This is a genomic window from Caulobacter sp. ErkDOM-E, from assembly GCF_048541895.1.
In the GTDB taxonomy this organism is placed as follows: domain Bacteria; phylum Pseudomonadota; class Alphaproteobacteria; order Caulobacterales; family Caulobacteraceae; genus Caulobacter.
The window spans coordinates 3,112,124-3,123,860 of sequence record NZ_CP183331.1; the positions used below are offsets into that span (position 1 = coordinate 3,112,124).

An 11,737-nucleotide genomic window follows, 5' to 3' on the forward strand; every position below is an offset into this window, starting at 1 on the left:
GACCCTGACGCCCTCCCTGAATGTTATCATTGTTAAGGCAGAGAGTGGCGCGGCTTTTCGCCCGATGCAAGACGGGCTGTGTATGTCGGCGCAACTTAGAAGTGGCCCAAAAGCAAGTTGGCATTGTCCCTCGGCGCAGGGCGTCCCAGGGGCGCGCCCCTGGGGTCGGGGACGCGCCAGAAGCTGAGGTTGAGGTGGCTCCAGAAAGTGGACATTCACGCCCCCCTCAAGGGTTCAGTGACCACCTTCCACCCAAGGCACGCCGGCGGCTCTAAACGCGTCGGCGAGGGCTGCCTCGAGCTCCAAAGACTCCCACTGTCGCATGGGATTGAGGTGCTCGGTCAGGTCGGGGACCAGTCGCACACCAAACCGTTTGGCCGCGCTGCTGGCCTTGTAGCCGTTCTTGTGCTGATCAAAGCGCAGGTCGGGGTCGCGCGAAGTCTGGCCGACATAGACTCCCCATGGGTCGGCCTTACGCCCATCGTGGAGCAAGATCACATAGACTGAGTGCCGGGCCCTGGCGGCGCCCCGGCTTGTCGCCTTCAGCGAGCGCGCAGCGCGCTCAACTCTGAGCCACCACGTAGGGCCGCTGACCTGAACCATCCGTGAAGCCTAGCCGGTGGCCGCAACTGGCGCCACCAGCGGGCCGCAGCTAAACGCCGCCGAAGCTCAACCCATCGACAGACGCTGACGCCGGCTTTCGGTCTAGCCGCTACCCCAGCTGCCCGACGTCAGGCGCCTGCGGGGGCGGTTTCCCCATCGCGCAGCTCATCGGCTCCGACGAAGGACACACCCTCTTCGTCCATGACCCAGGCCCCAAGGAAAGCGGGGTGGGACTGATCGATGTCCTCGTCGATCAGGTCGCCGTCATAAAGGCCCACGGTGCTAAAATCGAAATCCAGGGCCAGCTGGTGAGCCATGCCCACCATTTCTTCGGCCATGCGGCGCGAATAGCCCAGGGCTTCGCTGTCGTTTGTGAAATCGTCGCTCAGTGTGCTCACCTCCACCGCATCGCTGCCGTGGGTCGCGCTGGTGGTGACGATGGTGAAGGCGGGCATGGGACACTCTCGCAGGTGGGGCATCCACCTAGCCCGGTTCGTTCAAGAACGGGGCTACATTCTGCAAAAGCCGTCCAAGCGTCCGGGGATGGGCCCGCCGCACCTCTCTGCGCCAGCAACGGACTTTGAGCTGCCGCCAGTCCAGCGCCAGCCGGTCTTGGCATCATCGCGCGGGCGAGACTGTTCGCGGAGACCGAGCCGGAAGACGCCGCCTTTCAGGCGCCGTTTTCTGGCGCGTTCATCAATGCGTCCTGACGGCGACCTGCGGCTCGATCATTGGGGTCCAAGCCAGGACCGCCGCCGGGCCGTCTGACTCTGGTTCGCGTTCGCCGCGCTCGATAGAACAAATTTGGCGCCGTCCTTGCCTTCGCTCCGTGTCAGGTCCAGCCCGTACAGGTCGAGCGCCTCGGCGTAGTCGACTTCGCCCGGAGCGCCGATGACGCTGGCGAACCAGTCCTTCAGCGGCTGACCCGCGACGCCTTCCGCCACCGCCGTGAACTCCTCCGGCCGAAATCCGGTCTTGCCGGAGTACTGGACGTAGGCCTTGCGCATGACGTCGTCGAGGCTGGCCTTGCCGCCGGTCAGCTTGCGGATATGCGCGTCCAGCAGGAAGCCCGCGACCTCGCCCTTGACGTAGTAGCTGACCGTCGCGTCCGAGGCGCCGACACCGGACAGGCTGTTCGACCACACACCCATCGACGATTGCTCCAGCGACTGCTTCAGCCGGCCCGGGGCGTTCTGGAGGGCGGTGATCTGCTTTGACATCATGCCCAGATAGCGATCGTCGTCGATCAGCCCGCTCCGCCTCAGCATGAGGTTGCTGTAGTAGGAGGTCAGGCCCTCCGAGATCCAAAGGGTAGAGACGGTCGGGACTGTTTCGTAGTCGAAGGGACCCAGCTCCGCTGGGCGCAGTCGCTTCACGTTGAACGCGTGCTGGTACTCGTGGGCGAGCAGAGCCACGAAGGCGTCATAGCCCGACGCGGTGGCGAACCGCTCGGGATTGACGTTCACGAAGGTCGAATGGCTATGCTCCAGGCCACCGCCAGTGTTGGTGCGGAAGGCGATCAGGAACGCGTACTGCCGCCAGGGCTTCGCGCCCCAGAAACCGCGCGTCTCGTCCACCACCTTCTTGAGATCGGAAGCCATCCGCGCCTTGTCGACGGCCACCGCGCCGCGGTTGTAGGCGATCTGGTGGCGCGTGCCCTTCGAGGTGAAGTCGAGGACCTCAAGGTCGCCGGCCATGATCGGGGAATCGACCAGCTCCTCATAGCTAGCGGCCGCAAAATGCGAAGCTGAGGCTGGCCCGACCCTCTTGAGACCGGTCGCGCTGACCCAGCCTTTGGGCAGGTCGAGAGCGACCTCTTGGCCAAGATGCTCGCCGCCCTTGACGGTGATGTAGGTCGCCGAGCCGTTGAGCACGGCGTAGGTGGACGTCACCTCGTCCTTCGACACGGACCGTTCCTTTGCAGAAAGCACGTAGCGAACGACCAGCCGCTTGGCGCCGCTGGTGTTCACCGTCCAGCGATTGGAGCCGCCGTCTGCCACGGCCAGCTCGCGCCCGCCTTCGTCGTACGCCTGGAGGCGAAGGACGTTCTTCTTGTAGTCCTCCTTGACGTAGTAGCCGGGCGTCCAGACCGGGATGTAGAGGGTTTCCACCGGCTGGCTGACCGGCAGGCTCGCCTCGACATCCACCGTCTGGCCGGCCAGGTCATGAATGTGAATCTTGTAACCGATGACCGCGCGCTCGCCCGCAACGGCCTGCCGCCCCCCCGCCGCTCCAAGAGCCGTCGAGGCGACGAGCAGGGCCAGGAGCAGAACCGATCGTCGCGCGAGTTTCATTGCGGTCTCCATCGCCCTCATGGGCGAGCGTCGTTGCGGGCTACTGGCGATGCCTTCTGAGCGGCGGCGTAGAAGGAGTCCAGATCGGCTTTCATCTTCTTCAGCGCCGCGAGGTCGCCATAGGCCATGTGCCCCAAATGATAGCAGCTGACCCTGAGGTTCTTCTTCAGGTCGGGCGTCGAGGAGCGCCCGCCGGCGGACTGATCGCGGACGACCAGTTGGAAGTGGTCGATGAGCCGGCCGCGATTCAGCTGTGTCGTTCCTCTGGCCACCTGGCCTACCTCAGTTGCGGGAGTGGAGGGACAGCTCAAACCTGCGCCGACCGTGTACGTGGCGCTGCGAGGCGCAGGTTGATCAGCACATCCCGGCGAGCGGGCAGCCTTTCTTACGCTGCCTGACTCTGCGCAGGGAGCAGAGCCCTCACGACCAGTCGACTGAGCAGGCGGTCTTCGATCGGAATGATGGCGTCGACGAAGAGGTCTGGTGTGGTGGCTTCGATCTGAGGCGGCTCTTGCAGCACGCTCGCATCCACCTGAAAGGTTTCCTGAACGCCGTCGACCAGTACACCGGCCAGCTGCGCGCCGTGCTGGATCACCACGATCACGTGCCGTGATGACACCTCGGTCACGCCCAGACCCAACCGATAGCGCAGATCGATGACGGGCATCACCGCGCCCCGAAGATTGATCACGCCCAGCACGTAACCGGGCGTGTGAGGCATCGGCGTGGCCGGGGTCCAGCCCCGGATCTCGCGAACACTGCGGATATCGATACAGAACTCCTGGCCACCGATCTCAAAGGAGATCAGCTCCAATCTACCCTCTCTGGACAGGCCGCCGTCGCTCACCATTCGTCTTGTCCGTGCCGCGCGTGGATCAGAACTCTTCCCAGGACTGGGTCGCCGCCTGTCCGCCGCCGCCGGGACGCGCGAAGGCCGCGATCTTGGCCTGGGACCGCGCGACGGGATTGGCCGCCGGGGCATGGCGACCGGCCTGGGCGGGTTCGAGCCGGGCGACAGGCTCGCCAGTCTGGAAGCGCGCGACCAGCGAGGCCAGCTCGGCAGCCTCGGTACTGAGGTTTGAGGCCGCCGCAGTGGCCTCTTCCACCATAGCCGCGTTCTGCTGGGTCACCTGGTCCATCTGGTTGACGGCGGTATTAACCTCATTGAGACCCGTGGCCTGTTCCTGAGACGATGTGGCGATCTCGGAGATCAACACGTCGATTTCGGCGATCTTGCCGACGATGCCCGTCAGGGCCTGTCCGGTGTCGCCCACCAGCCTGACCCCGCGCTCGACCTGGGCCGTGCTGCTGGCGATCAGGGTCTTGATCTCCTTGGCCGCTTCGGCGGAGCGTTGCGCCAAGGCTCGGACTTCCTGGGCGACGACCGCGAAACCCCGTCCCGCTTCGCCGGCGCGAGCCGCTTCCACGCCGGCATTCAAAGCCAAGAGGTTGGTCTGGAAGGCGATCTCGTCAATGACGCCGATGATCTGGGTAATCTGACCTGAGCTTTGTTCAATTTCGCCCATGGCCGTCACGGCGTCTCGCATGACGTCGCCCGAGCGGGCCGCATCGCTTCGCGCGCCCGAGGCCGTGGTCGAGGCCTGCTTGGCGCCTGCGGCGCTGCGCTTGACGGTCGCGGTGATCTCGTCGAGCGCCGCCGCCGTCTGTTCGAGGCTGGCGGCCTGCTGCTCGGTGCGACGCGACAGATCGTCGGAGGCCGACGAGATTTCATCCGCACCCGCGCGCAGGCCGCCCGTCGTCGCCGAAATGCTGCTCATCGTCGTCCGCAATGAATCAATCGCGGCGTTGAAGTCATCCTTGATCTGACCGTAGCGGCCCTGGAAATGGGCGGTGATCCGGGCGGTAAGGTCGCCTTGCGCCATCCGCTTGAGGCTTGCGGCAAGGTGGACGATAACCTCCTCCTGCTCCTCGGCAGCGCGGTGTCGCTCGGCCTCCAACCGGATGCGCTCGACCTCAACAGCCGTGACGTCGGTCGCAAACTTGATGATCTTGTAAGGCTTGCCGTTCTCGTCCAGCACGGGGTTGTACGAGGCTTGAATCCAGCACTCCGCGCCCTGTTTGGTCACCCGCAAGAACTTGCGGGCCACGAACTGGCCACTGTTAAGCTCATCCCAGAAGGCGCGGTACTCGGCGCTCGCCGCTTCGGCTGGCGGGACGAAAATCCGGTGGTGCTGCCCTACGACCTCTTCGGCTCGATAGCCCAGAGCGCTCAGGAAATTGGCATTGGCCTTCAGGATGGTTCCGTCCAGCTTGAACTCGATCACCGCCTGGGAACGATCCATGGCCGCAACCAGGGCCCTTAACTCGCGCAGTTCCAAAACAACTGCGGCTTGCCTGGTCTTGGCCGTGCTTGAGAACAACATGGCGGTCCGATTCACTCCAAGAACAACCTAGCAGAGAGTTTTTCGAAAATTGCTAACGCCATCTTAACTGACACCCCTCCGCCTCTGAACGGCTCCGGAAAATCTACCCAAAATGAGTAAATTTCCGGGGGCGCGGCAATCCGCAGGGCGCTGGCGCGCGCCCTGCGCGACGGAAAACACAAGACGGTCGCCTTGATGGAATGGGATCAGCCTCAGGCGGAGAGCGCGACGCCAAGCTCGCACCAGCCCAAAGGCCGGGGCGCCTTGGGCATATAGAATGCCTTGGTCTCCTTGATCACGAACCCCGCGGCGGTGATCGCCGCGCCCACGGGCCGGGTAAGACGGCATCCGCCCGCCAGCGGCGTCCAGAAGGGTTCGATGCGTTTCTGCCAGCGCGCGACCGGGGCGTCGGGCGATAGCCCATGCTCGCAAAAGAGGAACCGGCCGCCCGGTTTCAGAACCCGGCGCGCCTCGGCCAAAACTGCGGTGGGTGTGTGCACCGAGCAGAGGGTGAAGGTGCAGACGACGGTATCGAAACTGTGGCTGTCAAAGCCCATCTGCTCGGCCTCCCCCGCCAGGATCTCAACCTTGAGACCTTCCGGGCGCGGCGCGGCCAGCGCCCGATCGCGCAAGCCCTCCGATGGATCAATGCCGGTGACGCTGGTCACCCGCGACGGATCATAGAACGCCAGGTTCAGCCCGCCGCCGATCCCCAGCTCCAGAACCCGTCCTTCCGCCTGTGGCACCACCCGGGCGCGCTGCTTGGCGATGGCCCCCGCCCCACAGGCGCAGCCGATGACACGAGGCAGAATGTGGCGATCATAGAAGGACGTCATGGCTTGTGCTTTCCCCGCGCTCGGCAAGTCGTAAGAGTCTCGCGGCAAGGGTCAAGGCCTCCGTGTCAGCGATCCGCCGGACTTTGGCGGGCGCTCGTCACCAGCGCGAAAGGCCTGCGCGCGTCTCGTCGCTGGCAGGCTCAGCATTGGAGGCCTGGCCTGAGCCCGCCTGACCGGTCGGGCGGAACCTGTCGATGTCTAGCGGCTCAATCGGCGATGAAGCGATAGCCAGCGCCCGGCTCGGTCTCGATGATCTTCGGATGCGCCGGACGCGGCCGCGACGGCAAAGGCCCCGGAACAGACCGGCTCAGGACCGCAAGGCTACCAGACCAGCGTCGCTGCGGACCGCGCCGGGATCGTCGCCCTGAACCGGCGACCACCGTCGGCGACGGCGAAGGCGGATGGGGTTTGACCGCCGTTGAGCACGATCAGGACGCGCCCGCCGTCGCGGTTCAGGAACGCCACGGTCTCCAGATCGCCGACCTTGGCGGGCGATCCGATGCGAACGGCGCCGGGCTTCACAAAGCGGCTGGCGTGACCAAACGCGTAGTACTCCTGGTTCCGTTCGACGGCGCCGGTACGGCTGTCGATGGTCACCACGCCGCGACAGTCTCCGCAGCCGCCGGCGTGCGGGCCATAGGCCTCATCCAGCGCCAGGTTCCACATCAGCACGCCGCGCGCGCCGCCGCGCGTCGAGCCGATGATCAGCTTGCTCATCATCCAGCTGAAGCTTTCATCGAACTTCGGCGACCACTGGCCTCCGGAGCATTCGGTGAAGAACACATCCTTGTCGGGATGGGCCGCCGCCACCTGGGCCTGGGCCGAGACGTCACCGCCGTAGCAGTGCCAGGCGACGCCCGAGACGACGGCCCGGGCCCGAGCGTCCGCCAGCACGGCCAGGGGCTGCTCGGGATGATCCCAGTTGTGGTCCCAGTCGAGGATGCGGGTCTTGATCCGCTCGCGCTGGAAGACCGGTCCCAGGTTCTCGCCGAAGAAACGGGCGCGATCGAGCGCCGACCAGCGCATGCCCGGATAGTTCTCCGGCTCGAAATCTGGCTCGTTCTGGATGCTGAGATAGTCGGTGGGCACGCCGACCTTGCTGGCGGCCTTCACATAGCGGGCGAAGAACTCGGCATAGACGGGATAGGCCTCGGACTTCAGCTGCCCCTTCACCAGGGAGTTGGTGGTCTTCATCCAGGCCGGGGCGCTCCAGGGCGAGGCCATGACCTTCAGGTCGCGATTGATGGCCAGGGCCTGTCGCACGGTCGGGAAGACGTACTGGGCGGGCCGCTCGATCGAAAAGGACTTCAGCTCCGGATCAGGCGCGCCGCCGGGCGCGTCGTCCAGACTGTAATGATCGAGCGAAAAGTCGGACGCGCCGATCGTCACCCGCGTGCAACTGAAGCCCAGACCGCCCTCGCCCCGCCCGAACAACTCGCCCATCAACTGGTCGCGTTGCTGAGGCGAAAGCTTGGTCTGAATCAGCCAGGCCGAGGCGTCGGTGATCGCCGCGCCAAAGCCGACCATGGTCTGGTGGCGCTCGGCGGCGTCGACGACGAGCAAGGGAGCGCTCGCGCTGTCGTCGACCTCCATGAAGGTCGACGGCCCTTGCTCGGCGAGCAACTGCGAGCGATCGCCCGTGGTGATCCAGGCCCGCGCCGTCGACGGACCGGCCTTGGGAAGCGCGGCGCAGCCGCCGAAGGTCAGGGCGATGGCCGCCAGGGTCGTGGCGAGGCCGGACCGGCGCATCAGGGCTTCCTTGACCAGGACCTCAACTGGGCCTTGCCGGTCAAGGCGGTGTCGCCCGCATGGCGGCCGACATAGAGAGGATAGGTTCCGGCGGCGATTGTCCAGCCGGGCTTGGCGACGTTATAGTCAGCGAGAAGACGCGGTTCGACCTCCAGCGTGACCCGCCGGGTCTCGCCCGGCGCAAGGTCCACCTTCTGGAAGCCGGCCAGGCGCAGCATCGGACGGCGGGCGCCGGCCGTGACGTACAGTTGGGGCGTATCGGCGCCGGCGACCTTGCCGGTATTGGTCACATCGAAACTGACCTTCAGCCCGTCGCCGTCCTCGACCTTGAGATTGGCGTAGTCAAAGCGGGTGTAGGACAGGCCATAGCCGAACGGATAAAGCGGCTGCAGTTTCTGCTGGGCGTACCAGCGATAGCCGACGGCGGCGCCTTCGACATAGGTCACCGGGAAGCCCTTGATCGGTCCGGCCTTCTGACCGGCGCGGCGCGCGTCGTCGATGGCGGCCTGTTCGGCGAAGCCTGGCGCGCTGGCGCGGGGCGCCTGCTCGGCGGTTTTGGGGAAGGTCATCGACAGACGCCCCGACGGATTGACCTCGCCAAACAGCAGGCGGGCGATGGCCTGGCCGCCGCGCTGGCCCGGATACCAGGCCTGCAGCACCGCGCCGACGCGGTCGAGCCACGGCATCAGCACCGGGCCGCCGGTCTCCAGCACGACGATGGCGTTCTTGTTGGCGGCCGAGACGGCCTCGATCAGGGCGTCCTGGTTCTCAGGCAGGGCGATCGAGGGCGCGTCCTGGGCCTCGGTCTGCCAGTGCCAGGCAAAGACGATCGCGACATCGGCGTCCCTGGCCGCCGCCGCTGCGGCGACGGGGTCCTTGCCGTCGACATAGATCACCTGGGCGTTGGGCGCGGCGGCCCTGATCGCCTCCAGCGGCGACGAGGCATGCCAGGTGACCCGGACGAACGACGCCGCCTCCCCGCCGTTCAGCGGGATCTCGACCGGCGCGCCGCCGACCGACCGCACCTGCGACGAGCCGCCGCCCGAGATCACGCCGACATCGGCATGGGCGCCGATCAGCACGATCTTCCGGGCTGTCCTGGCCAGCGGCAGCAGATTGCCGTCGTTCTTCAGCAGCACCGAGCCCCGCTCGGCGACCGCCTGGGCGACCTGGGCATGGGCGGCATAGTCGATGGGCTGGGCGATCGTCGAGATCGGGTTGTCCATCAGGCCCGAGGTGATCACCCCGTGCAGGATGCGGCGGACCATGTCGTCGACGCGGGCCTGACTGACCTCGCCCTTGGCCACGGCGGCCTTCAGGTCGTCGCCGAAGAAGATCTGGGTATCCAGTTCCTGGCCCGACTGCTGGTCGAGCCCCGCCAGCGCCGCCTTGGTGGTGCTGTGCACCGCGCCCCAGTCCGACATCACCCAGCCGGGATAGTTCCAGTCGCGCTTGAGCACCCTGTTCAGCAGGTGGTCGTTCTGGCAGGCCCAGTCGCCATTGACCTTGTTGTAGGCGCACATCACCGAGGCGGGATGGCTCTTCTCGATGGCGATCTGGAAGGCCAGCAGGTCGCTCTCGCGCAGGTCGGCCTCGTCGATCTGGGCATCCATCACGTGGCGGCCGGTCTCCTGGGCGTTGAGGGCAAGGTGCTTGATCGTCGAGACGATGTTGTTGCTCTGGACACCCCTGATCTGCGCGCCGGCCATCTCGCCGGCCAGCAGCGGATCTTCGCCCAGATACTCGAAGTTGCGGCCCGCCCACGGGTCGCGGGTCAGGTTCACGCCACCGGCCAGCAGCACGTTGAAGGTCTTGGCGCGGGCCTCGGCGCCGATCATGGCGCCGCCCCGATAGGCCAGGTCCGGCTCGAAGGTGGAGGCAAGCGCCAGGCCCGACGGCAGGGCCGTGGCCACATCGCCCTTGCGCTGCTCGACCTGGTTGGCGACGCCCAGGCTGGCGTCGCTCTGGCGCAAGGTCGGAATCTTCAGGCGCGGCACGCCGGGCACATAGCCGGCAGACGGGATCATGTCGGCCGCGACCGTCTTGGTCATCGGCGGGAACAGGCCGTGCAGGTAGCTGATCTTCTCGTCCAGGGTCATCTGCCGGACCAGGGCGTCGGCCCGGGCCCAGGCCGGGTCACCGGCGCGGGGCGCCAGCGGGGCGCTGTCCTGGGTTGGCATGACCTGGGCCATGGTCGCGGCAGCCGGCGTCAGGGCCAGCAGAGCCACAGCGGCTGTGGTCCGGCACAGGATCCGCAGGGCGGACAAGGGCTGGGCTGCGGTCGTCATGGCGATACTCCGTGGGCTACAATCTAGAGGGCGAGGGCTTTGGACTGGACCAGCGGCGGCGCGGGACAGGTCCGGGCGACGAACTCGGCGTGGCCGGGCATGAGGTTCACGCACTTGCCGATGACGGTCTCGATATTGGCCAGATAGCGGGCGATCTCGTCGTCGGACTGGACGCCGACCAGCGGATCATGGCCGCGCGGGATGACGCCCTGGCCCAAGAACACCTGGATCCAGCTCTCCTCGGTGAAGAGCTCGTCGTCCTCGCGAAAGACCCGGCCGTTGGCCGAGAACAGATCCATCTTCCGCCGCAGGGTGGCGGGAATGTCCATGTCGCGGCAGTAGCGCCAGAACGGCGTGTCGTCGCGCTGGGTGGCCTTGTAGTGCAGGATGATGAAGTCGCGGATGCGCTCGTATTCGAAGTCGCTCTGGCGATTGAACTCGTCGATCCCGGCCTGATCAAAACCGGCGTCCGGCAGCAGCCGGACCATCCGGATGGCCGCAGACTGGATCAGGTGCAGGCTGGTCGATTCCAGCGGCTCCAGAAAGCCACTGGCCAGGCCAATGGCGACGCAGTTCTTGTTCCAGATCTTGCGGCGCTTGCCGGTGACGAACCGGATACGCAGCGGGTCGGCCCGCTGGGCCCCGTCGAGATTGTCCAGCAGAACGCGCTCGGCCTCGTCATCGTCGATGTGCTGGCTGGAATAGACGTGGCCGTTGCCGGTGCGATGCTGCAGCGGGATCCGCCATTGCCAGCCGGCCGAGCGGGCGGTCGAGCGGGTATAGGGCGTGAAATCCTCGGAGCGGTCGCACGGCACGGCGATGGCGCGGTCGCACGGCAGCCAGTGCTTCCACGCCTCATAGCCGGTCTTCATGGCCTGCTCGATGATCAGGCCCCGGAATCCCGAGCAGTCGACGAAGAAGTCGGCGGCAATGACCTCGCCGTCGTTCATGGTCACCGATTGGACGAAGCCGTCCTCGGGTCTCAGCGTCACATCGACGATCCGGCCCTCGCGCCGCTGCACGCCGCGCGCCTGGGCGAAACCGCTGAGGTAGCGGGCATAGAGGCCAGCATCGAAATGGAAGGCATGGGCGATATGGCCCATCGGCGAGTCGCCCATGTCGGGGCGGGCGCGCATGAACCGATCCTGCAGCGCGGCGGCCGTATTGATCGACAGGTTCGAGAAATCGCCTTCGCGGCCCAGTTCCCGCATGCGCAGCCAGTACTGGTGGCAACGCAGCCATCCCAGATCCTGGCCGATGACGCCAAAGCCATGGATGTAGCTTTCGCCCTTGCGCCCCCAGTCCTTGAACTGGATGCCCAGCTTGAAGCTGCCCTGCGTGCCGCGCAGGAACGCATCCTCGTCCAGGCCCAGAAGCTCGTTGAACTTCTTGATGGCGGGGATCGTCGCCTCGCCCACACCGACCGTTCCGATCTCTTCGGATTCGATCAGGACGATTTCATACAGCCCCTGGAACAGGCGCGCGCAGAGGGCGGCTGTCATCCAGCCGGCCGAGCCGCCGCCGGCGATCAGGATCTTCTTCAGCGGTTGCATAGCCCGCCTCCCATGAGGTTGAAGGTCGGG

At 66.1% G+C, this 11,737-nt stretch carries 10 protein-coding genes; all 10 read right to left on the reverse strand.

Annotation, left to right across the window (positions count from 1 at the left end; translation table 11 throughout):
• Positions 1-234: 234 nt before the first annotated feature.
• Positions 235-498 carry a hypothetical protein gene (locus tag ACN2C7_RS15330; RefSeq protein ID WP_419317930.1) on the reverse strand — a complete coding sequence of 88 codons (264 nt, stop codon included), beginning with the start codon at positions 496-498 and terminating at the stop codon, positions 235-237.
• A 233-nt stretch (positions 499-731) separates the two neighbouring features.
• Entirely contained in the window at positions 732-1,058 is a 327-nt protein-coding gene (locus ACN2C7_RS15335) for a hypothetical protein (RefSeq protein WP_419317932.1), read from the reverse strand.
• A gap of 273 nt (positions 1,059-1,331) precedes the next feature.
• Positions 1,332-2,897: a hypothetical protein gene (locus ACN2C7_RS15340; RefSeq protein WP_419317934.1), complete on the reverse strand. Its 1,566-nt coding sequence runs from the start codon at positions 2,895-2,897 to the stop codon at positions 1,332-1,334.
• A 17-nt stretch (positions 2,898-2,914) separates the two neighbouring features.
• Positions 2,915-3,169, reverse strand: coding sequence for a hypothetical protein (locus ACN2C7_RS15345; protein WP_419317935.1), 255 nt, complete (start codon positions 3,167-3,169; stop codon positions 2,915-2,917).
• Between the two features lie 113 nt (positions 3,170-3,282).
• Entirely contained in the window at positions 3,283-3,747 is a 465-nt protein-coding gene (locus ACN2C7_RS15350) for a chemotaxis protein CheW (RefSeq protein WP_419317936.1), read from the reverse strand.
• Positions 3,748-3,772: 25 nt separating this feature from the next.
• Positions 3,773-5,281: a methyl-accepting chemotaxis protein gene (locus ACN2C7_RS15355; RefSeq protein ID WP_419317938.1), complete on the reverse strand. Its 1,509-nt coding sequence runs from the start codon at positions 5,279-5,281 to the stop codon at positions 3,773-3,775.
• Positions 5,282-5,493: 212 nt separating this feature from the next.
• The gene (locus ACN2C7_RS15360; protein WP_419317940.1) at positions 5,494-6,117 is read right to left on the reverse strand and encodes a class I SAM-dependent methyltransferase; all 624 of its coding nucleotides are present in this window, start codon (positions 6,115-6,117) and stop codon (positions 5,494-5,496) included.
• A 321-nt stretch (positions 6,118-6,438) separates the two neighbouring features.
• The gene (locus ACN2C7_RS15365; RefSeq protein WP_419317942.1) at positions 6,439-7,866 is read right to left on the reverse strand and encodes a glycoside hydrolase family 30 protein; all 1,428 of its coding nucleotides are present in this window, start codon (positions 7,864-7,866) and stop codon (positions 6,439-6,441) included.
• Complete coding sequence (locus ACN2C7_RS15370) at positions 7,866-10,154, reverse strand: beta-glucosidase (RefSeq protein WP_419317944.1); 2,289 nt, start codon at positions 10,152-10,154, stop codon at positions 7,866-7,868. The genes ACN2C7_RS15365 and ACN2C7_RS15370 overlap by 1 nt, the downstream gene beginning before the upstream one ends.
• Before the next feature lie 23 nt (positions 10,155-10,177).
• Positions 10,178-11,707 carry a tryptophan halogenase family protein gene (locus tag ACN2C7_RS15375; protein WP_419317946.1) on the reverse strand — a complete coding sequence of 510 codons (1,530 nt, stop codon included), beginning with the start codon at positions 11,705-11,707 and terminating at the stop codon, positions 10,178-10,180.
• Positions 11,708-11,737: the final 30 nt, after the last annotated feature.

What these genes read in the sequence shown, in the direction of transcription:
- ACN2C7_RS15335 (WP_419317932.1), bottom strand. Translation starts at nt 1,058, where the DNA reads ATGCCCGCCTTCACCATCGTCACCACCAGCGCGACCCACGGCAGCGAT.
- ACN2C7_RS15340 (WP_419317934.1), bottom strand. Translation starts at nt 2,897, where the DNA reads ATGAAACTCGCGCGACGATCGGTTCTGCTCCTGGCCCTGCTCGTCGCC.
- ACN2C7_RS15350 (WP_419317936.1), bottom strand. Translation starts at nt 3,747, where the DNA reads ATGGTGAGCGACGGCGGCCTGTCCAGAGAGGGTAGATTGGAGCTGATC.
- ACN2C7_RS15355 (WP_419317938.1), bottom strand. Translation starts at nt 5,281, where the DNA reads ATGTTGTTCTCAAGCACGGCCAAGACCAGGCAAGCCGCAGTTGTTTTG.
- ACN2C7_RS15360 (WP_419317940.1), bottom strand. Translation starts at nt 6,117, where the DNA reads ATGACGTCCTTCTATGATCGCCACATTCTGCCTCGTGTCATCGGCTGC.
- ACN2C7_RS15365 (WP_419317942.1), bottom strand. Translation starts at nt 7,866, where the DNA reads ATGCGCCGGTCCGGCCTCGCCACGACCCTGGCGGCCATCGCCCTGACC.
- ACN2C7_RS15370 (WP_419317944.1), bottom strand. Translation starts at nt 10,154, where the DNA reads ATGACGACCGCAGCCCAGCCCTTGTCCGCCCTGCGGATCCTGTGCCGG.
- ACN2C7_RS15375 (WP_419317946.1), bottom strand. Translation starts at nt 11,707, where the DNA reads ATGCAACCGCTGAAGAAGATCCTGATCGCCGGCGGCGGCTCGGCCGGC.